Genomic DNA, 21111 nt, shown 5'->3' on the forward strand with positions numbered 1-21111 from the left:
TTGGGTGAATTGAAGGAGTAAACATTGTGAAGAATAAAAAAGTTTGGAAGTTTATTGGGTGGTTGTTTATTCCCTACATTATGATTTTCTTTCAGTGGAACAAATTATCCGGAGTGAAACGAGGGTTAGGAGTAACCTGGGCAGCGATCTCTTTGATATCCGGTATCAGTAATGGTCAGGCAGCGCAGCCGCCTGCAGCCCAACAAGCGGCAGAGTCTTCGCAAACTGTGAAGATCCAACAAGCTAATGAATCGCCGGCCGCTGCCGTAGAGTCATCTGCCAAAACAGGATATGATGCTACCATCCAGTTCCCGGCAAACCGGTATCCTCAAACAGCCAAACATATCAAAACTGCGATATCCGGCGGAAAAGAAGCCGTCTGTACGATCGATCGCGCGGGTGCAAAGGAAAACCGCAGCGAGGCATTAGCTGGAATGACCACGAAAGAAGGATATGACCGCGATGAGTGGCCCATGGCCATGTGCGCAGAAGGCGGCGCTGGAGCAGACGTCGCTTATGTAGAATCGTCTGACAATCGCGGTGCAGGCTCCTGGGTGGGCCACCAATTAAGTGAGTATCCGGATGGTACCCGGATGCGCTTTGTGATTGCAAACGTAGAGGTGAAGTCAGCTGCTGCAGAGAAAAAAGAGCCAGCACCTGCAGAGAAAAAACCAGTTGCACCGAAGACTCCGGCTGCACAACCGGAAGTTAAAAAGCAGCCGGTGAAAGAGGAAACGCCGATTGTAAGAGAAGATCCATCCAGTTACGTCTCCTACCAAAATTGTTCAGCAGTAAGAGCAGCTGGAGCCGATCCCCTCTACGAGAGCGATCCAGGCTACAGTACCAAATTGGATCGGGACCGGGATGGTGTCGCCTGCGAGTAAGGCGTCCGCCGACTGAGTTATAAAATGAAGAATTATTCCTTCAACTCATGGTATAATTAAAGATGGAAAGATAAGTGTCCGGCGGTACGCGGCACGGCATCGCAGCCCGAAAGGGGGTGGAGCCATGTCGCACCTTGATTTTGTGTTAAGCTTGCTCAATGTAGGGATCAAAGCAGCCCAGTTTGTACTGGTGATTCTGCAGGTACGTCACTTGATTCAGCAGAGCAAACAAAAGCGCAAAAACAAGAAAAACCGCCGGTCGTAGAGGTTGCGGAACCTAAACCGGCGGTTTTCTTGAACTATGCTGTTTGAGCGATCGCCGTGTTGTCCGCCGATCTTATCGATTCCAGCCTGCAGTGTTAGCGCACTGCAGGCCTTCTTTATATTCTAATGATACACCAGAATAATCTAAAATGAAACAGGGGCATGCCCGTTTTTCAGAGATGACGGAGGATTTGAGATGATTTTCTTTATTCACAAAATTTGTTTGGAAGACTTACAAAAAGCGCCTGATCCCTATCTGCAGCTTCTGAAATGGACAGAAAATGGAAGAGCGATATCCCTTGAAGGTCTTGATCCGGAAGAAAAATTAACCCAGTGGGAGCGACTACTTGCTCATCCGTATTATCAGATGGTCCGCATCGATGAACACCTTCCAAATTCTTGGAAGACCTACACGGAGATCGAATCTGATGGATATTGCCCGTATGCAACGCGAGAATTACTTAACAAGCTGGCCAGCAAACAGAATGAAATCGAGGAGAATTTAGAGCAGCAGGAAGAAGAAATTCAGTCCACGCTGGATCAAATGGGCAATCAGCTACCGGCATCTTCACGCATCGCCTTACAGGAGCGGCTTGTTGCATTGGAAAATGAGTCATGGGAAATACTGGACAAGCTCAAGCAATGGATCGATGAAGAGAAAGATAGAGACCAGTTCCGTAGTCCTCTTCGGTATGCCAATATGTATGGTATTCAGAATCCATTTAACTATGCCACAGTGTATGCTGCAGAAATTCGTGCTCTACATGTACAGAGTTTAATGGGTCTTCCCCTGCAGGAGCAGATCCGGACAGCGCAGCAGGCAGAAGAACTCGTTCAGCTATTGATACCGCATATATTAGAACAAGAAGAAATTCTCTATGGAACTGGTTCTCCTTCAGTTACTTTATATCTCTATTCTGATCGTTACGAACCGGTGCGCTGGCAGCTAGGACGATGTGAACCTGCGCCTATTGAAGAACAATACCCTCCTAAAGCATAAAACATTGTATAAAGTCTTATTAAAAAAAAGATTAAGAAATAAAAGAGCAGCCATATTCCGGCTGCTCTTTTATTATAATCTTCTATCAAAGTGAGGAAGTCTCAACCAATTCAGGGCTAAATAGATTGTAGTAAAATACCAAATATTAAAAACTTTCATAAAGTTTTCGTCTGAAGGTAATAGGTTATTTTTTTTCCAATCATCAAGTATTTGTGTATAGCTAAGATTTGTTTTTGTATTTATGCCATTAATTTTTTGAATTTCATCGGATCCATGACGGGAATAAGGCCCGAGTAAGTCAGCAGCATTAAATATACCATAGAAATATTGTCTTTTTGCCTTTGAGACTTCATTTATAAGCAAGTTTACCAGGCGGTTTACCTCAGGACCCTCAGGACTATCAGACAATTGAAGGTACTGTTCTTTATTACGTTTGAAATCTTTTTCGATTATTTCTAAAATATTGCTTATTTTTTTAATGAAATCACCTTGTGTATAACTTTGCAAAGATGCCAATTCATACAGTACAGCACTAATTTCTTTCTTTACCATCGCTCCTTTAAATAAATAAGAAGAAATGAACATAGATCTTTCTTCAATAATTGGATGGGTAAAGGCATTTACTTGAAAAGATTGAAGTAATTCAGTTGTATGAGTGGCCCATAGATATTCTTGGAAAGGATTTGGTTCCATGAATTTTTTTTCAGTGCCAGTATAAATATATTTAGCATATGTTAATGCTCCAGAGTCATGCAAGTCAATTATATGATTATCCAGTTCACCTGCAATTTCATGCATAGTGATATGGTCCGTATTATTTTTTATGTTTTCAGGGATTTGATGAGCCCAAAAGTGTCCTAATTTCGTGGATGCTTCGTAATAGCTTAAAAAAACACGTTGGAGAGAAAAGAAATTGCTCTCACCTATTTTTAAAAGCATTTGTTTAGAATCAATATTTTTGATCCAAAATAAACGTTCTGATTTATGACCATCTCCATCTTCAGCATTGAAAACGTCACGATCTTCAAACCCTATATAATGCGAATTAATAGTAGTTAATGTATCTAACGGTGTCGCAACTACAATACCAATGCCGGGAAACGAAGTAGACAATTTGTAACCCCTTCCTTTTAACCCATTTTAATTTAACGATATCATAAAATTGATGCAACAGATAGAGAAAAGGAGTGGTTGGATGAATCTGTAGGGTGAGCGAGCGGATGCAGTATGTACAAACATGTAAGCGATTAATAGAAGAGGAATCACCAGTTTTGGGATTTTTCATGTTTCTTCGGATTATTGCAAATAAAGGGATTCCACAATTTGTGCCGGCAGAAACTGGTCCTGCCAGCTGCGATCGGAGCAGTTTCCCCCTGCAGCTGATCTGCAGCCGATCGAGATATGGTTTTCTGCCGTGCCCTCTCTGCCCGAATCGCCGATCATAGCTAACCAGCCGGGCGGTCGATGCGCAAGGGTGGCTGCGCCAGCCTCCCGGCAGACCCTTGCCCCTCTCTCTTCCGGCCGGTTCGTATGCTCTGGCGACTCGGTCATGGATGACACTCTGAAAACCACATCTCTCTTCTCCTGCAGCTCAGGCAGGTGGACACTGCTCCTCTCTTCAAAGTAGTGATCCGCTCAGGCCGCTCGGGCCGGCGATCTTGCCCTGGATGCCAGGGGGAAGAAGAAGCCGAAAAGCCAGGTGTCAAGACGGAACCGAAAGGAGGAGGACAATGAAAGTAGTGGTCTTTATTGGCATGTTTCAAGAGGAAATATGGGAAGTCAAAGCCTTTATAGGCGAGGATGCGGAGAACAAAGCGGAGGCTGCTTTTGAGCAGTATACGGAAGTGTCGTACGCGGAATTTCAGCGACGCTGGGATACCGGCGATGAAGACAGCTATCACATTCTGGGCAGGGAACTGGGCGGCACCAGTATCGAGATCCTGGAAGCGGAATAAATGATCGAGAATCTACTATTATAAACGTGAGGATGATGAACATGAAAAACGAAGTGGTTGTATTGATCTGTATGGTGAGTGACCTGGTGCAGTATGTGAAAACCTATCAAGGTCCGGATGCGAGAGAACGAGCTGCAGCTGGCTTTGAAGACTATACCGGTGTGAGCTTTCAAGAATACTGTGAGGCTTGTGCGGATGATGAAGATCCGGAGGAGATCCTGGGTGACCTCATTGGTACGCAGATTGAAATCGATGAGAATCCCTGGATTACGCCCTGCTCCTAACCCAGCTTTCCCTGCGGTGCGCTTGCACCGCAGGGGCTATCATCCGGATGAAGTTGAAATCGCTCATCGATCAGCAGCGCTTGTCTACTTCCGGAGCTGTTGGGCCATAAGGCTACACATGAAGAGATTGACGCAGAGTTCGCTGAAAAGAACAGCGTGATCCAGGATATCAAATAGTTCATTCATAGTCTTCACCTCCAAGCAGCATATGTTTTGTTTATACACTTATATATACTGACTAATAGAGAGTGATTTTACATAATACCAAAAATTTTATTCGTTCAATACCAATTCAGAGTGATCATTAGGCAAAAATAGCTTTTTCTCCATCCAAGAAACGTCAGAACCGATCCAATGTGGTCCTGTTTTTACATACAAAAGGAAAAGTAATCGAATTTGAAGGTCTAAAGAGAGACAGAATAGCAAAAAAGCCTGATGCAGCAAGGGTTTTCGCTGCTCAGACATGGATTTGGATTTAAATCGATTTTCGCGACCTCCAGTTCACCTGTAAAAATAAAAATCGCTTAGAATCGAAATTATATATTGGTAACCTAAATAGTAAGATTCTAAGGTGAAATAATGTCCATTTATTGGAATACTCAGTGATATACATTTATCTGATCATTAAAATAATTTTGAATGAATATAATGCATACATAATAGTAGGGAAGTATTTCCAAATTACACTCCATCAAACGGGCTGCAAGTGTCATTTTTAAACTCGCATGAGAATATACATTCTCTATCGAGTTTGCGCAAAAAAGAGTTCTTTTTGCATATAAATCTGATACAATAGAGTAAGGAAAACTCGATAGAGAATTATTTATGAGTTTTTTCTACGATAAAAAAAGATTGACAAAGGCTAACTCTGTTGATCTGAGGATGATGAATCAATTAGTACACCTATTTACCTCATAACCAGAATATTGTTAACAATTTAAAATGATCAAGCGTATTCGATTTAAGTTTGTAGCTAACTATCTTGATCATGTGTTATTGTTTCGACAATTTTATGCCGGAGAAATGATGACAAATAGGGTGGAGAAATTTGGTAAAAAAGTGCTGCCTAAATTCTTCCGAAAATGAGCAAGAAAAAAACGTTGACAAAATGAAATGATGATGTTCTAAGAAAGAGTGATTTTGCGAGGAGGAGGAACGATGGATAATTTAATTTCATTCCCGGGTACGTCCCCGGGACCGATCGCTGCACCTGCTCATTCGGACGTGCGATCGAGAGAAGAGTGGCTGCAGCGTTTAACCAAGGAAATGGAGCGGCGGCAGCGCGATTCTAAAACGATTCGAGCTTATATGGGGTTATGGGAGCAGTTCATTGAATTCGTGGAAGCCAAGCCCGGTGGAGAACAAGGCTTTTACCCGCTGCTGATGACCGAAACGGCGGTACAGGAATATTTTTTATATCTACGAGAAATGAGACGCTCCCCGAGCACAATGAACAAAGCGAAAGCCGCTCTGAAAATGGCCTTATCTATCCTGGCTGCTGAGGAGTTTGAAGCTCCCCTGCTCAAAAATCCGCTGCAGTACGTGAAGATTCCGACGCAGCCGGTTAGCAGCCCGCGGGAATTATCGGATCGGCAGCGCTATATCCTTAAAAGCCTGGTTGAGCGGGAAGGGACGCCGCGTGGTGCCGCGATCTTTGCACTGGGTTATCACGTAGGGGCGCGGATCAGCGATGTAGCGCACTTACGACTGGATGAAGTCTACAATCGCGTCCGCACGACCGAACTCAACCTGGGCTATAAAAATGAGAAAAAGCGATTGGTGCCTATTTCATCGCAGGCACGTAATGCCCTGCAGTTTTATATATACCGGCAAGAGCCTGGCTGCCGCTCTCAAAGCAAATTTGCGGAAACGAGTCCCTTTGTTTTTGTCTCGCAGCGTGCTGAGCAGATGACCGAGGCGGGGATTCATCACTGGTTTACTACCCTGAAACGAAGCGCCCCAGTAGACTGGTACCATGAAATCGAAGATGTGACTTTTCATGATCTGCGGCATGACTTCGCCCATCGCATGCGTAACGATAAAGGATGGAGCCTGGAGGAACTGGCCTACTATCTGGGCCATACGACCAAAAGCGGAAACCTATCGATTCAAACGACGGTCCGCTACACCATGCCGACACAGGAAGCTTTCCGGAAGAGAATGGATCAATTGGATTAATATTAAAATTACGAACAATATGGGAGGACAACATGCCGGAAGAAGATGTTATTTTAGACAGAATGCATGAAGTGTTTAATGAAGATTTAGGGGAGCATCAGTTGATCAATGAAAACTTCGATAACTTGTACCACTATACATCTATACAAGGATTGGAAGGTATTGTAACATATGGATGTTTCTGGGTGACACATGTGAAATTCATGAATGATTCGTCCGAAAACAGTTATTTTTGGGGTGTATTGAAAGAAGTAATAGATGATTTTGCTAAAATGCATCCTGAAAACTCGGTAAGAAAAGGGTTTGTTGCAGAATTAAATAAAGTAATGGACATTCATACTAAAGTTATGAATGTTATAAATCACTATGTTTTATCTTTTTCAACTCAATCCGATTCCTTATCCATGTGGAATTATTATGGGAAAAATGATGGTTATTGTTTAGGTTTTTCTAAAAATGAAATAATAGAAGTAATGAATAAATTAAACGATGATAAGAATGTAGACTTAGTTTTAACAGCGCAAGTTATTTATGATAAAGAGGTTCAAGTTAACATTTTACGTAACGAATTAGAGAATGTGTATAAATGGTTTTTAGAAAATAAAGACAATAATCAATGGAAAGATATTAATAATCGAGCTTTTTCCAGAGGAATTGCAAGCTATGCAATAGAACGCTTCGCTACCTATGCTTCATTTTTTAAGCATCCTGCATTTAGAGACGAAGGTGAATTCCGCGTTTATATTCGTCAAACAATGTTTGATAATCCTGCGAATTACCGTCCATATCAAGGAATCATAATTCCTTATATCAAAGTGAATATCAAGAAAAATAATGAAGAAATACCTTTAGAATCGATTAACGTAGGGCCTTTAATCAAACATGACCTTGCAGTAGAAGGACTTGAGCGGTGGCTCAGTACTCAATCTTTGACAAAGCCTATCGATGAAATTAAGTTGACTCAATCTAATATTCCTATCCGATTTTGAGTTTCTACAGACTGCAGCTAATCTGGATTTGCAGCTGCCTAAAGAGGAGAATAGGGTGAAAAAGCAATCAGAAGGATACCGTTTCAGAAAATCACAGATAAGCTAATCGGCAAGAAGATGGATCTATCGGATCTGCTCATAACTATCCCTGTGATAGAAATATCAAAAGACAGGAGCCATTACGATGGATTATTTTATTGATTCTGTGCAGGCGTCTACCCGTATGCTGGGGGGATTCCTGCCATCCATAGTGGATAATGGCCAGAACGTGCGAGAACAGCAAGTGCTGCAGCAGATCTTGAATACGGTGCGTTTATTTTATGCCTCCGCGCCAGAGCAGCTGCAGATTATAGGCGAACCGGCGATGGATGATCAGGATATGCTGGTCCCCTATGAATGGTGGGTGCGTTCTGGATCGACGGGTACCTAGATCGGATTTACCGTACAATGCTGCCGGTATTCCGTACATCGGAACCATCCAGAAAAGGAAACCGGCAGACCGCTCATCACCCGGGAGCGGGTGCTGCAAACGATCCGGATCTCGCGGGAGCGTGGTACGCTGCCGATGATCTCTTTCTTCCAGCCGCCGGATGAGCAGCGAAGAACAGAGGCTCATAAAACCGATCAGTACTGGACCTTTATACCGGCTGCTGAGCTGCTGCTGTATATGGATACCGAAAAGATCGATACGCTGCAGCATTCGCATCGATTGGGCGCAGTCACCATGTTTGATCTGGTTTGTCCGTTCTTCCCGGAGACCTGGGACTTGCCCGTTACCGAGATGTTGTACCGGGCGTATACCATTTTTATGGGCAAGGAAAGTGAACCGGCAATTATGCCTGCTTACGACCTGATTCCGGAGCAACAGATCCGGAGGGAACTTCCCGAGGATATCCAGGAAGCGCGCCAAGTAGAGAAGTTAAAGTACCCGGCACTTCTTTGGATCAGCGAGGTTCAAGAATACCCTTTATACCGCACAGATAACCGGATCAGTACGATTTTGCGTGAAGACTATCATCAGCGTCTGCAGATGAAGGAAAGGGACTCTGAATCGATATAGTAGCGGTTTGATGCAGAGCACAGAAAGGAGAAACCTATGCCAACATCAAGTCCGGAAGAACGATTCGCCCGGCTGCTGCAGCTGAAGCAGAAAAGCCAGCAGATGCAGCAGGAACTCCTGCAGGACCCGATTGTCGCCGAATTCATGCAAAAACATCCTGGTCTACCGAACACGGTCCTGCAAAGCAGCCTGCCGAAGATCCTGGAATACCGGAATAACCGGCGACACTGCGAGCAGTGTCCGGGGCTGGACCACTGCCCGCTCGATCTGCCCGGACATTACACACATCTGGAAGTGGTCCACCTGGCCGGAGACACCCGGCTGGAAGACCGGCGGGTACGCTGCAGGCACCAGCGTGTCCTGGAACATCAGCAGCAGATCCGCCGGAACATCCTGAGCTACCATGATGACCGGGAGGCAGTAGAGCGGGGATATGATGTGCAGGAAATCGCTTCCCGCGAGAAAGAGCGGACGCCTGCGGTCCGGCGAGTGCTGCAGTATCTCCAGCAGGTGACCCATACGCAGAAGCTGCCGAAAAAGGGACTGTACCTGCAGGGCGGCTTCGGCACCGGTAAAACCTATTTGCTGGGCTTCTTGCTGCATGAGCTGGCCAAACTGGGACATACCGGCATCATTGTGTATCTTCCGGAATTTGTGGAAGATATGAAGCTGCTCATGAACGACTCAAACAAGCTGCAAACGGCCATGAAGCTGCTGAAAGAAACGGATCTTTTGGTACTGGATGATATCGGGGCGGAGAACCTGAACCCCTGGGTGCGGGATCATATCCTGGGCACCATCCTGAACGATCGGATGGACAAAAAACCAACCTTTTACACATCCAACTATGCACTGGCTGATCTGCAGACACACTTGAGTTTTACGCATAAAGACGGCGACGATCATTTCAAAGCCGAACGGCTGATGAACCGGATTGCTCCCTATATCGAAGTCATCCACGTGACCGGCGCCAACCAGCGGCCGATGCACTCAATGAAGAATAAAGAGGGATGATCTGCAGGCAGGTACGCTGCAGATCCGTATCGATCAAAAAGGAGATGGACCATGCGGAATGTAGAGGAGCAGCTGCAGAAGCTTCAGCAGAAATACCATCAGCTGCAAAGTGATTATGCGAATCTGATGGAAGAAAAGACCTGGATGGAAGAACGCTATGATCGTTTGTGCCAGAATGAAGAGCATACAAAGCGGCAGATGCTGAACGTTATGAACGAAAATGCTTCTCTTCGTGCAGAAGTAAGGGGGCTTCGGGAACAGCTGGAAAAACAATGGCCCGCCCGAAGACAGAGAGAGGCGGAAACCGAGTTGATCCGTGCAGCCAAAGCGATTGTCGCGTTGGCGGAGGAAGCGTCTTCTTCGTCGTTGAAGCGGTCGGCAGCTCCTGTACAGCAGCTGTCGCTGCAGCTTTCCAGCGAGTAATCGCCGTGGCATCTATTTCTACACATAGGGAGAGTGTGGCATGTCTTTTTGGACCACATTAATTGTAGCGGCTATTCTCGTTTGGCTGTTTAATCGATGGGCGACCGGTAAGCAGAAAAGTGAGAAATATAAAAGCCTGGGATGGGTAGCGATCGTAGTTGTTGTTTTCGGGTACCAAATCCTTGTTGATCAGTTTGGAAATACCCGGATCGGCAGCTTCATGGAAAAAGCAGAATATATCGCGCCCTATTACGTTCACCTGTATAAAACAAAAGACGGAGCCCGCAGTGTTAAAGTAACTGCAGAAATTCAGGCGACCCATACGGATGATAGCTGGACGGATAATGACGGCAACGAACACTCCGCTGCTCAGCGGGTATATTATCTGTACAAGGCCACCTTGCCCAGTGGAAAAGTACTTACTTTTTATGACGCCATCGATTCAGAGGGCAACGATGTGGCGCTGCAGCCGCAACGCCGCATAGAAGTAACCGACGATAATCAGCAGACCTGGTACGTTGAATTGACGGAGGAACAAGTTGAATAGCCTGACCATTCTCTGATCGAGCCCGCGTTGGTTGCCGGGCTCCTCTTATAACCAGGAGGTATTCTATGTGCGGACGATATACATTGATGACCGAGATGAGTCAGCTGGCGGAAGCTTTTAACCTGGCACACCTGCGATATGACCAGTCACCACGTACCAATATTGCTCCTACCCAGGACGTGCCGGTGATCCGGATGCAGGCAGACGGCCGGGCGCTGGAAGGCTACCGGTGGGGACTCATCCCGTCCTGGGCCAAAGATCCGAAGATCGGTTTTAAAATGATTAATGCGCGGGCAGAGACGGTGGCCAGCAAGCCATCTTTCCGGAATCTGCTGCCGCGCCACCGGGTGGCGGTGATTGCTGATGGATATTACGAGTGGAAGAAAGAGGGGAAAGAGAAGCAGCCGTTTCGCTTCCAGCTGGAGTCCAAAGCGCCGTTTGCTTTTGCCGGGTTGTATGACGAGTGGGAATCGCCGGAAGATGGCGAACTGATCCGCAGCTGCACGATTATTACGACAGAGCCGAACCCACTGGCTGCGGAAGTGCATAACCGGATGCCGGTGATCCTATCTGCAGGTGCCCTGGACACCTGGCTTGATCCGAACGTGACCGATAAGGAGCAGCTGCAGCAGCTTCTGGTTCCTTATCCAGCGGATCAGATGATCAAGTATCCGGTTTCCAAAGCAGTGGGGAAGGTAACCAACAGCCAGCTAAATCTGATTGAGGAAGTTAATTTAAACTCCAAGTAGCTGCCCAAACAGTCCCGTTTCAAATACTTTTTGAATTATAAGTAATGCTAAAATAAAGTGTAGAGAGAAGCGATATTTGTATCGCTTCTTTTTGTCGTAACTCAAACAAGTCTTATGGTTTGTTGAATAAAACAAACAAAATAGTGATTAATAGGGAAATTATCACGAATAACAATAAAGGGAGCCAATGGGCTTTTACAAAAGCTATTATTTTAGTGCCGGCAGAAATGAATGGATTAGGAAAGAAAGCAACAATAATTGAAAAAATAGCTGAAAATATAGCGAGCGAGGTTTGAATTTCTATACTCATTTAAGTGTCCTCCCTTGATTTAAATTTGTAACCCAAGTATAATCTTTCTTATATATATTATAAAAGCATCCAATAAAAGAACGAGAAAAAATCCTGAAAAACCTTGATATATAAGGATTCATCAACTAATTTTTTTAAAAAAAAGTTGAAAAAAATCAATTTTTTTGTTGTTTATTTATCAAAAAAAATGGGTAAAAATTTATATTATTTCAACAAATCGGTTAAATGTTGATTATAATTCAACACGGAATTGAGGTATAATATGCGTAAAAAACGTAATTATTTAGGTGAGCCTTATTGGGGTGCGATCGTTTTAGATTTTTTGAGAATTTTGCATTCAGACAATTTGAGTTCAGCCGAATATAAAATTTTCTTTTTTTTAACTGATAAAATGAGTAGAAGTGACAACAGAGTTGATATGAAACAGTCTGTTATTTCCACCTATTTGAATATGGATAAAGCAACTGTTTCTAAAGCAATAAAGCGTCTTTGTGAATTACAATGGATTTTAAAGCTAAGTACGGGTTCGTTTATGGTTAATCCGCATTTGATCTATGTTGGTAATAGAGGTATAGAAAGAGTACGAGATAATTTTGATAGATTTCTTGAACAGAAAGGGCTTCCTGAGCGCTTTGAAATGAATGACGCAAACAGAGAGCTGATGGTATATTTTAATCATCAACTCGTATCAGAAAAAAAATCCTCTTCAAAACCTCTTCCCTTCTAAACGCATATAGAAAAGACAATTATAAGGAAATGTATAAAATAGCCTTGAAGGTTTAGGGTGATTTTTATAAGCAATTAAAATTAAAAAATAAAGATAAAAATATCTTATAGCAGACAGAAAAGCCAGAATCTATTTTTATAGATTCTGGCTTTAGTTTGGATATAAATAATAATTGCATCATATCAGAAACGAAGGATATAAAATTATTAGGATGTGATTGCAACGACGTCGTCGAGTTTTAGGTGTATGGCTTCATAGTCGCTGTCATATACGACCAGGACGCGGGTCTGAACATCGCAGCTATGTAGAATACCGCGCAGTTGCTGTATTCGTTTATCCTGGTAAAAGGAGACGGTGACCGGCCGGTGATCCATCAGGTGGCGATGCAGCGCGTGATTCAGCTCTTCCAGCTGATCAGCACTCAGAACAGGCCGGGGAACGTCTTCTTGCGCGAATAGCCATTCCTGCAGCCGGTCACGGTGTTCCGGAAGGAAGAGCCCTCCCCACTTTTGGTGTTTATCAAGACTTATTTTCTTAGATATGTTATAGACAACCAAAGTAATCGTTATGGATATATCCACAACGATTACTTTATATTGAAATTTCTTTTTACAGAATTTTCTCCATAATCATAACGTCGATAAGTTTTCCATCTAAAACCCCTTGCTTCTCAAAAGTGCCAACCGTACGATATCCCTGTTTTTGGTACAATCTTTGTCCTGCTACATTAAATGAAAAAGTGAATAAAATAATTTTATAAAATTTATTTATTTCAGCTATATGTTCTAAAGCCATAAGTAGCTGGCTTCCTGCACCTTTTCCCCTAAAGTCTCGTGCAATGTAAATCGATAAGTCAGCTACTCCATCATATGCACAACGCTGTGAATAGGGGTTTAAAGCTGCCCATCCTACCAATTGCCCTTCGTGCTGTATGATAAGTGCTGTATATCTACCTTGATGCTGAGCAAACCAATTTCCCATATAATTGAGATCTTTCGTTTCGGATTCCAAGGTGGCAATTCGATCTTCGATTCCTTGATTATATATCTCTAAAATAGTAAGAAGGTCTTCTTTTTGTGCAGGTCGAACCGAAAACGATAGCGCAGACGAGTGAGAGGAGGGCATATCCTATTTCCACCTTTCTTAAGGTTTAACAGCCTGGATCACAGCAGATACAATGTAATTTTCAATATTAGCCCCCGGGAGCCATTCTTTTAAAAAGTTTTTAGATTCATCTTTAGGTTCAACCCGGATTTGTGTGAATCCACTTTGTTCCATCATTGTTGTAAGTTCGACGATAGAAGATGCACCTGAGATACATCCACTATACAAGTCGTGCAAATCGTTTTTTATAACTGGAGGGAGTTCTGCTGTCGTTACAATATCGGAGATCGCTAGGCGTCCTCCAGAACGAAGTACACGGTACGCTTCTTGAAAGACTTGATTTTTGTCTGGAGATAAATTAATAACACAATTGGAAATAATAACATCGATAGTTTCATCAGCTACTGGTAAGTGTTCAATCTCTCCAAGACGAAAATCAACCACTTTATTTTGTGCTGTTTCGGCGTTTGCACGAGCTTTGGTAACCATTGCAGGTGTCATATCTACTCCAATCACTTTACCGCTCGTTCCTACCTGACGAGCAGCAAGAAAACAATCGAAACCAGCACCACTGCCTAAATCCAGCACAGTTTCGCCAGGCTGTAAACTAGCGATAGCTTGAGGATTACCACATCCGAGCCCTAAGTTTGCTCCGGCAGGTACAGCTTGGAGTTCAGCAGAAGAATATCCTAATTGGGCAGAAACTTGATCGACATCCTTCACTGGATCATAAGAAGAATCGGTTTGACAACAGGTACTGGAGGGTTGTGCTTGAAGAGCAATTTCCTGGTAGCGTTCTCGAACATTCTGGCGAATTTCATCATGTTTTTGTGTAGTCAATAGTATACACTCCTTCAAAATGGATTTTAAAAAAACTTGCGTTCATCAAGTAATTCTATTTATTTGGTACGGATTGGAGAGCAACAACGACTGGATTTAGCCATTGCTTCATTGAACAAATGAATGGAACGAACAACAGTCTCTTGCTCAAAAGGAGTGAGATAGGAGAAGACTTCATCTAAATAACTGTTCATTTGTTGATCAATGGTAGTTGCAATGTACTGCCCTGTAGGTGTTAAGGTCAGCAGCGATACCCGGCGATCATCCGGATTAGCTTCTTTTTGCAACAGCCCCATTTTAATGAGCGTCTGGACTTGACGGCTAAAAGTAGTAAGATCTGTTCCTAATAATTCAGCAATCTGCTGAATAGAAGCACGATCACGCTGATTGATCTCGTATAAAATATGGCTTTGAGCAGCAGATATATCATGTCCTCCAATACTACAACAATCCTTGTTTAGTAAACCAAAACGTCGAGTCATGATCTGAAACAGTTCACGTTTATTTTGCATCGATATTCACCTCTCTTACGTTATAAACGAAATAGTTGCAAAATACAATTTTATTCATAAGAAATTCATCTTGATTGTTAATCGTTTTCTAATTATGATATAAGCATATAGTTATTTTAGAAGGAGGGATGAAATGGACTTGGTCACAGAAATGTCTGACCATTTTAAATTACTGGGAGATAAAACACGGTTAATCATGATGGCGTTGCTACAAGGACGAGAATGGTGTGTTTGTGAATTTGTTGAATTATTTAATATTTCTCAGCCAGCAGTGAGCCAGCATATACGTAAACTCAAGGCTGCGCAGCTGGTCAAAGAACAGCGAAGGGGACAATGGGTATATTACTCTTTAAATACTTCGGACAAACCACATATCGAAGCGATTTTATCATCTGTTCCAAAAAAAGAAGAAATTCTAAAAGGGCTGAAAAAACAAGAGCCGGTTGCTGTTTGCTATTCAGACTCAACGGATTGTTGCTTGTAAGGTTCATACCACTATCTCAAAAGAGATAGCTGTATTTAACATATAAGTATATGCTTATTTATTAATGAAAGCGAAGGAGAGAAAAGTTCACTATTATTTTAATGGAGGTTTCGTTGTGTTATCTGTCGTACTCGCTTGCTTGATCTTTCTCATTACCCTTACTTTGGTTATCTGGCAGCCTAAAAAGTTATCTATCGGCTGGTCTGCCTGTGCAGGTGCCATTTTAGCTTTATTAGTAGAGGTTGTTGATTTTCAAGACGTATGGGATGTTACCCAGATCGTTTGGAATGCTACCCTTGCTTTTGTAGCTATTATTCTTATTTCACTGGTTTTAGATCGCATTGGCTTTTTTGAATGGGCAGCGCTTCATATGGCTCGTGCAGCGCGTGGAAACGGAATACGCATGTTTATTTACGTCAGTATCCTGGGTGCTGTTGTAGCCGCCTTTTTCGCCAATGATGGGGCAGCATTGATTCTTACGCCCATTGTGCTTGCTATGGTACGAGCTCTTCACTTGGATGAAAAACAGATATTTCCCTTTATCATTGCCAGTGGATTTATCGCCGATACGACCTCACTTCCTTTGATCGTTAGCAATCTAGTGAATATTGTATCAGCTGACTTTTTTGGGATTACATTTATAGAGTATGCCGGTCATATGATTGTACCTAACTTATTTTCACTGATTGCTAGTATCATTGTGCTGTACTTTTTCTTTCGGAAAAGTATACCCGCACACTTTGACTCAAACCACTTGAAGGAACCTGCTGATGCCATTCAAGATCAGCGAATGTTTGTTTTGTCCTGGTGGGTGCTTGCGTTACTACTCATTGGCTACTTTATTAGCGAGTTCTTTGCTATTCCTGTATCACTGGTAGCGGGTGTGATTGCTATATTATTTTTGATAATGGCTAGTCGAAGTCCAGTGGTATCGGTTCCAGATGTAGTGAAGGGCGCACCATGGGCTATTGTATTCTTCTCCGTTGGTATGTATGTTGTCATTTATGGATTACGAAACGTTGGGCTTACCGATTTGTTAGCTGTAGTTATTCAAAGTTTTGTTGACCAGGGAATGTTTGCAGCTACCATGGGAATGGGGTTCTTAGCCGCTATCATTTCGTCTCTTATGAATAATATGCCTACCGTACTGATAGATGCGCTGGCGATTGATGCGACTCATGCCACTGGACACATTAAGGAAGCTTTGATTTATGCGAATATTATTGGTTCGGATCTTGGTCCTAAAATTACACCGATCGGCTCGCTCGCCACACTGCTTTGGCTTCATGTTTTGAGTACAAAAGGAATTAAAATCCCTTGGGGAACTTACTTTAAAACGGGGATTATCCTTACGATCCCAACATTATTTATTACACTGCTCGGTCTTTACTTATGGCTACAAGTTTATTAACGAAAAAGATATTTAAAGGAGAGAATATACATGTCTAAAAAAACACTTTATTTTTTATGTACGGGTAATTCCTGTCGAAGTCAAATGGCTGAAGGTTGGGGGAAGAAATATTTGAATGAAGAATGGAATGTATACAGTGCAGGGATTGAAGCACATGGATTGAATCCGAATGCAGTCAAAGCCATGAACGAAGTAGGAATTGACATTTCGAATCAAACTTCTGATATTATTGATCCTCAGATCTTGAACAATGCGGATTTCGTTGTTACGTTATGTGGGGATGCTGCAGACAAATGTCCGATGACACCACCTCATGTTCGTCGTGAACACTGGGGGTTTGAAGATCCAGCAAAAGCACAAGGTACAGAAGAAGAAAAATGGGCTTTCTTCCAGCGTGTACGTGATGAGATTAAAGATCGTATCCAATATTTTGCTGAAACCGGTCAATAAAAATAGGGGTAGTACCAGCGTCGCTGACACCACCCGCAAACGTATGGGTTAAACTGGGAATTTATTAATAACTTGATTATATTCAAGCTGCGCATCGGTGATCGCCAGCTTTGAATATACTTCCAGTGATTTTCGACTTTCATGGCCGGAATATGGCTGAATCAGCGCATCGTCGATTCCTTGCTTTTTCAGCCAAGTTAGTAGAAAGTGACGGAGCTTGTGCGGTGATAAATTCTGAGTCAGCCCGGCTTCCTCGGAATACTTGGCCAAAATCTTTCGGATTCCCCGATCCGAGTATTTTTTCTTCCAGGAGGACTCAAATAAATACACAGCCTGCTTCTTTTTCATCGAATCTACATGCATGGCCAGCAGTTCTTTAAAGGACTGAGGGAAAGGAACAATCCGATCTTTGCTCCCTTTCCCTTTGTTGATCCGGATCTGGCAGTAATTAAAATCGATATCCGTCAGTTTTATATGGATTAATTCACTGACGCGGATGCCGGTATACATCAGGGTTTTCAAAATCACCATATCCTGAAAATTCTTTGCTTTCCAGACTACCTCATAGTATCGTTTTAACTCTTCTTCGGTCGGGACATAGGGCAATTTTTTTAAAGCTTTCGGCACTTCGATTTCAAGCTCATCTCTAAGGTGCTGAAACACTCTTTTAAGATAAGCATAGTCAGGCCGTTCTGCCCGCAGGTATTTTGCCAATTCGCGGGCTTTTCTTTTTGCAGATACACGTTTTTCGATCATGCCAATTCACCTTCTAACGGAATTCGTTCCTTCATGTCCAGACGGAATGTGCCATAAGGATTCACATGGGTATAAATTAACGGAGTTAAAGCTCGTAAATCTTCTGGAGTCATCAGGTCAAACCATTTTTTCTCCGATAACACATTTTGAAACATGATGGTGTTGATATACACCAGGCAGTTTTGTAACAAATGCAGGGATAAAACGGCCATTTCCTGATCTTCCATGCGATTTGTGGCAATTTCTCCACCTTTACCGTAGAAAATAAAACTGTTAGCCGAGTTCCAATTCTCTACGACATTTAATCCCTCGTTGATTTCGCGGCGCAGCTCCTCGGAATTTAAATAGTTACACAGGAAAATGGTTTTTACTGCCTTTCCCAGCTCGCCTAAAGCTTGATACGTAGGATGCTTCAGGTTATTCCGTGTGAATCGTTTCAGGATGGCTTCGGTTTCTGCGGTACCCAAGCGTAGAGCCGTCGCATATTTCATCATTTGGTCATACTGCTGCCGGATCAGCTCCCAGTTGATCGGACGAGTCAGCACCGGTTGTAGATGAGGGTAAGCATCTGTCATTCCTGCCTCCGGACGATACAGCTTTTGGGAGTGGATCGCTTTTAATCGCGGCATAAGCTGAAAGCCCAACAGATGGCAAAAAGCAAAAGCGACTTCACTTTGGCCGTGAGAATCCACATAGTTTTTCTCTACTTCCATATCGGTACAATGTCGAAGCAGCCCTTCGATCATAGCTGCAATCTCGGAAGAAGAACATGATTTGAGCTGGGAGTATATGCAAGTAGAGTTTTTCTCCACATGCCAGTAAATCATCACGCCGCGGCCACGGTACCGAATATGCCACTCTGTCATCAGATTCTGATCCCAGGCCCCGAATTTCTTGGAGTCGGAAGCGCAGGAAGTTGTTCCTTCTCCCCAGATTTCCTGCATCCGTACCCGAAAGATCGCATTGACCACTTCAGCAATGGCATTGTGCAGGTTGTCTTTGTGAATGAACTTGCGCCGCACATAAAGCAGATCCTTATAGCTCTCACCATGATCACCGGCACTGACCCGTTTTAAACCGGTATTGGTTCCTAAACCGTAAAGAGAAAGAATCAAGCGCTTCTGCAGCGTCTCCCGATCCAAAATCTCGCGGTTGGCTACCGTCTTGAAATGTTCCGTAAATGAAGTACGCAAGTCCGTCTCCTTCAATATGTCCAGCAGGCTGGTCATCGGCCAGCGACGTGCAATTTCAACTTTTACTCGTGATAAATGGGTCGGTTCTGGCTGCGGCTCCAAAGGGGAAACAGAGATCCAGCCGTTTCCCTTTTCCGTAATTCGCACTTTGGGGTTCTTGGGCATGCCTGCATTCAGCTTTTCGAGTCCTTGAATCATCTCTTGTTTCAGTGTTGCAATAAACGAATCCGCAGCTAAGGGCTGATTCAATGCCTTGTAGTTTTTTTCCCGACGTTCTTCGAAATCGGACGGAAGATCTTCATCCGGATTCCGATACCGATTAGCTCCAGGTACCCAGATTTCTTTACAACGCAATTTATCCCGCAGCATCTGTAAAGCGCTGATCTCGTAATTGATTCGGTTAATCCGTTCCTGTCCTTTGTCGTCTTTTTCGATAAGAATATCTTTGTATGCGGTACGGATGACACCATCGATCGGAATGTCATGAGATAAAGGGAAATAATGCAGACCAGTGTCTGCGTACTTTTTGATCAACTCCAATGCACGTATCACGGGTTGGTGAACCTCGTTATTGGAACGAAAATTAAGAATGCCAAGAATTTCCGGAACCATCCGACGGTAATGGCTGCCATAGGAGGCCCGGATGACGGTGTGGATTTTTTCGCGGTAAGCCGGACCGGTATGTTTAAATTCTTTCACCAGATCCTTTAAAGTTTGCTCGTTGACGACCGGGTACAACACGTCTTTGATGATGCCATCCGGATGGCTGATCGCGGTTTGCGCCAGATTAAACAAGATCCCGTACTTGTTACTTACTCTTCGTAAATCCTTCAGGATTTCCTTTTCTACCTTGCGTTCTGCACGAACCCCGATGCGATGAATGATCTGAATAAGGAGATCGACCAGGTTGTCCGATATTTCCATGCTGCGGAGCCAAAAGAAAGCCGCCAGTAGCGTGTATCGAATCGGCGCAGGATGACGGCGCAACTCCCGAATATCCTCAGTGGACACACGCTGCCGATATTTCTTCAGCACTTTAGGAGGGATATCTTTAAACAGATCGACCGGAAGTTCTAAATTTCGAATCGTGCGAAGTTTATTGATTTCTTTTAACACACTCTCAAGTCCTGCTCGTCCAGGATCAGCCTTCAATTCATGAAACGATAACTGTCCATGCTCTTCTCCGGAAGCATCTTCGTCATCGGTTTCCAAATAAGCGATGCGATCAATCAAAGAGTCTAACTTGGTCAAGGTTGAGGAAGGCAGTTTTTGATAGGTCGTTTGGAAGAAACTTTCTTCGTAGGTGTGAATGGCGGATCGAATGAGCCGTTCGATGCGGTCTGGGGTGGGAGGTACGATTTTCAGCTCACGAAATCGACTGTAGACATGTTCCTTTAGGTGTTCAACATCATGATCATGATACAGGACATGTTGGCCTAACCATGTTGTCATTTCCTGTACGTCCTCTATCGTATCCTCGCGGAAGCCAAAGAACATACGGATCTGTGTCCGATGGTACGTGATAGAGCGTCCTGTCCAATCATACTTGGCATACAGTTCCGGATCGGAAAAAATCTGTTTGGCAATGTAGGCAATCACAGCTTTAGGGACCTCGAACTTGTGCGTCGGAAAGCGGGCTTCATTTTGAAAAAACTTCAATAACACAGCAAATCCAATCCTGGTGTCCCCCGTTTTATTTTCTATCAACTTCATTTCGTTCGGGAGTATGGTGAAATGCTCAATCAACTCATCCAGTTCCCAATTTCGCTTCATGATATCCCCTCCGGATAAAGTTCCTATAATGGTCAGTATCGGAACTATTGTATCAGAGTTTGCGTATCTCGCCTTCTACAATTAGGAAATTATCTATTGATTTCAGTGAAGTTCCGATGCCAAAAAAATTTTCGGAACTTGAATATGTTAGACACTCCTGTGAAATAATCAAATTAGTGTTTGAATAATCAAAAGCCCTGTTGT

The 21111-nt window shown here is 43.4% G+C and carries 25 protein-coding genes and 1 pseudogene; 18 read left to right on the top strand and 8 right to left on the bottom strand.

Annotated features, from left to right (window positions below; all coding sequences use genetic code 11):
• Window positions 1–227: 227 nt before the first annotated feature.
• The 4 genes and pseudogenes from AR543_RS24800 to AR543_RS23775 all read left to right on the top strand — a co-directional run.
• Window positions 228–608: pseudogene (locus tag AR543_RS24800) on the top strand (NucA/NucB deoxyribonuclease domain-containing protein); the annotation flags it as partial.
• Window positions 594–884, top strand: a complete 291-nt coding sequence (locus tag AR543_RS24805) for an excalibur calcium-binding domain-containing protein (RefSeq protein ID WP_174703777.1) — start codon at window positions 594–596, stop codon at window positions 882–884. The pseudogene AR543_RS24800 and the gene AR543_RS24805, both read left to right, overlap by 15 nt.
• 124 nt (window positions 885–1008) lie before the next feature.
• On the top strand, window positions 1009–1149 hold the full coding sequence (locus tag AR543_RS24565) for a hypothetical protein (protein WP_169725621.1): 141 nt from the start codon (window positions 1009–1011) through the stop codon (window positions 1147–1149).
• Between the two features lie 195 nt (window positions 1150–1344).
• Window positions 1345–2148 (top strand): hypothetical protein, encoded by an 804-nt coding sequence (locus AR543_RS23775; protein WP_087071467.1) that lies wholly within the window; start codon window positions 1345–1347, stop codon window positions 2146–2148.
• Window positions 2149–2220: 72 nt separating this feature from the next.
• Here the strand turns inward: AR543_RS23775 and AR543_RS23780 are convergent, their stop codons facing one another.
• A complete protein-coding gene (locus AR543_RS23780) occupies window positions 2221–3261 on the bottom strand; it encodes a hypothetical protein (protein ID WP_087071468.1) in 1041 nt (346 codons plus the stop codon).
• Between the two features lie 617 nt (window positions 3262–3878).
• Here AR543_RS23780 and AR543_RS23790 point away from each other — a divergent pair.
• Complete coding sequence (locus AR543_RS23790; protein WP_087071470.1) at window positions 3879–4103, top strand: hypothetical protein; 225 nt, start codon at window positions 3879–3881, stop codon at window positions 4101–4103.
• A gap of 41 nt (window positions 4104–4144) precedes the next feature.
• Window positions 4145–4387 (top strand): hypothetical protein, encoded by a 243-nt coding sequence (locus AR543_RS23795; protein ID WP_087071471.1) that lies wholly within the window; start codon window positions 4145–4147, stop codon window positions 4385–4387.
• Here the strand turns inward: AR543_RS23795 and AR543_RS24140 are convergent.
• Window positions 4384–4569, bottom strand: coding sequence for a hypothetical protein (locus AR543_RS24140; protein ID WP_145953965.1), 186 nt, complete (start codon window positions 4567–4569; stop codon window positions 4384–4386). The two genes, AR543_RS23795 and AR543_RS24140, sit on opposite strands and share 4 nt — an antisense overlap.
• A 976-nt stretch (window positions 4570–5545) precedes the next feature.
• Here AR543_RS24140 and AR543_RS23800 point away from each other — a divergent pair.
• The 9 genes from AR543_RS23800 to AR543_RS23845 all read left to right on the top strand — a co-directional run bounded on the left by AR543_RS23800 (window position 5546) and on the right by AR543_RS23845 (window position 12384).
• Window positions 5546–6565 (top strand): tyrosine-type recombinase/integrase, encoded by a 1020-nt coding sequence (locus tag AR543_RS23800; protein WP_087071472.1) that lies wholly within the window; start codon window positions 5546–5548, stop codon window positions 6563–6565.
• A gap of 32 nt (window positions 6566–6597) precedes the next feature.
• Window positions 6598–7554 (top strand): DUF2971 domain-containing protein, encoded by a 957-nt coding sequence (locus AR543_RS23805; RefSeq protein WP_158524032.1) that lies wholly within the window; start codon window positions 6598–6600, stop codon window positions 7552–7554.
• Between the two features lie 184 nt (window positions 7555–7738).
• Window positions 7739–7984: a hypothetical protein gene (locus AR543_RS23810; protein WP_087071474.1), complete on the top strand. Its 246-nt coding sequence runs from the start codon at window positions 7739–7741 to the stop codon at window positions 7982–7984.
• 90 nt (window positions 7985–8074) lie between these two features.
• Window positions 8075–8614, top strand: coding sequence for a hypothetical protein (locus AR543_RS23815; protein ID WP_087071475.1), 540 nt, complete (start codon window positions 8075–8077; stop codon window positions 8612–8614).
• A 36-nt stretch (window positions 8615–8650) separates the two neighbouring features.
• A complete protein-coding gene (gene zapE, locus AR543_RS23820; protein ID WP_087071476.1) occupies window positions 8651–9628 on the top strand; it encodes an AFG1/ZapE family ATPase in 978 nt (325 codons plus the stop codon).
• Window positions 9629–9679: 51 nt separating this feature from the next.
• Window positions 9680–10051, top strand: coding sequence for a hypothetical protein (locus tag AR543_RS23825; RefSeq protein WP_087071477.1), 372 nt, complete (start codon window positions 9680–9682; stop codon window positions 10049–10051).
• Window positions 10052–10091: 40 nt separating this feature from the next.
• On the top strand, window positions 10092–10598 hold the full coding sequence (locus AR543_RS23830) for an SH3 domain-containing protein (RefSeq protein WP_087071478.1): 507 nt from the start codon (window positions 10092–10094) through the stop codon (window positions 10596–10598).
• Between the two features lie 65 nt (window positions 10599–10663).
• The gene (locus AR543_RS23835; RefSeq protein WP_087071479.1) at window positions 10664–11347 is read left to right on the top strand and encodes an SOS response-associated peptidase; all 684 of its coding nucleotides are present in this window, start codon (window positions 10664–10666) and stop codon (window positions 11345–11347) included.
• 572 nt (window positions 11348–11919) lie between these two features.
• Entirely contained in the window at window positions 11920–12384 is a 465-nt protein-coding gene (locus AR543_RS23845; RefSeq protein ID WP_087071481.1) for a replication/maintenance protein RepL, read from the top strand.
• Between the two features lie 206 nt (window positions 12385–12590).
• Here AR543_RS23845 and AR543_RS23850 read toward each other — a convergent pair whose 3' ends face one another.
• From AR543_RS23850 to AR543_RS23865, 4 genes are read right to left on the bottom strand one after another with little or no spacing between them, the layout of a single operon-like run.
• Window positions 12591–12965 (bottom strand): YolD-like family protein, encoded by a 375-nt coding sequence (locus AR543_RS23850; RefSeq protein WP_158524033.1) that lies wholly within the window; start codon window positions 12963–12965, stop codon window positions 12591–12593.
• A gap of 28 nt (window positions 12966–12993) precedes the next feature.
• Window positions 12994–13509, bottom strand: coding sequence for an arsinothricin resistance N-acetyltransferase ArsN1 family A (locus AR543_RS23855; protein WP_017815172.1), 516 nt, complete (start codon window positions 13507–13509; stop codon window positions 12994–12996).
• A gap of 18 nt (window positions 13510–13527) precedes the next feature.
• Window positions 13528–14328, bottom strand: coding sequence for an arsenite methyltransferase (locus AR543_RS23860; protein WP_017815171.1), 801 nt, complete (start codon window positions 14326–14328; stop codon window positions 13528–13530).
• A 59-nt stretch (window positions 14329–14387) separates the two neighbouring features.
• Entirely contained in the window at window positions 14388–14840 is a 453-nt protein-coding gene (locus AR543_RS23865) for a MarR family winged helix-turn-helix transcriptional regulator (RefSeq protein ID WP_017815170.1), read from the bottom strand.
• Window positions 14841–14973: 133 nt separating this feature from the next.
• Here AR543_RS23865 and AR543_RS23870 point away from each other — a divergent pair, with 133 nt between their 5' ends.
• The 3 genes from AR543_RS23870 (at window position 14974) to arsC (ending at window position 17185) form a co-directional block, all read left to right on the top strand.
• Window positions 14974–15324 carry an ArsR/SmtB family transcription factor gene (locus AR543_RS23870; RefSeq protein ID WP_017815169.1) on the top strand — a complete coding sequence of 117 codons (351 nt, stop codon included), beginning with the start codon at window positions 14974–14976 and terminating at the stop codon, window positions 15322–15324.
• Window positions 15325–15439: 115 nt separating this feature from the next.
• Complete coding sequence (locus AR543_RS23875) at window positions 15440–16735, top strand: arsenic transporter (protein WP_269466995.1); 1296 nt, start codon at window positions 15440–15442, stop codon at window positions 16733–16735.
• Between the two features lie 30 nt (window positions 16736–16765).
• Window positions 16766–17185: an arsenate reductase (thioredoxin) gene (gene arsC / locus AR543_RS23880; RefSeq protein WP_026136379.1), complete on the top strand. Its 420-nt coding sequence runs from the start codon at window positions 16766–16768 to the stop codon at window positions 17183–17185.
• 48 nt (window positions 17186–17233) lie between these two features.
• On the opposite strand, the gene AR543_RS23885 is transcribed toward arsC, so the two are convergent.
• Both AR543_RS23885 and AR543_RS23890 read right to left on the bottom strand, forming a co-directional pair.
• Window positions 17234–17941 (bottom strand): tyrosine-type recombinase/integrase, encoded by a 708-nt coding sequence (locus tag AR543_RS23885; protein ID WP_087071484.1) that lies wholly within the window; start codon window positions 17939–17941, stop codon window positions 17234–17236.
• Window positions 17938–20907: a Tn3 family transposase gene (locus tag AR543_RS23890; RefSeq protein ID WP_087071485.1), complete on the bottom strand. Its 2970-nt coding sequence runs from the start codon at window positions 20905–20907 to the stop codon at window positions 17938–17940. Before AR543_RS23890 ends, AR543_RS23885 begins: the two co-directional genes overlap by 4 nt.
• Window positions 20908–21111 lie beyond the last annotated feature (204 nt).

Source organism: Paenibacillus bovis (assembly GCF_001421015.2).
GTDB classification, from domain to species: Bacteria; Bacillota; Bacilli; order Paenibacillales; family Paenibacillaceae; genus Saccharibacillus; species Saccharibacillus bovis.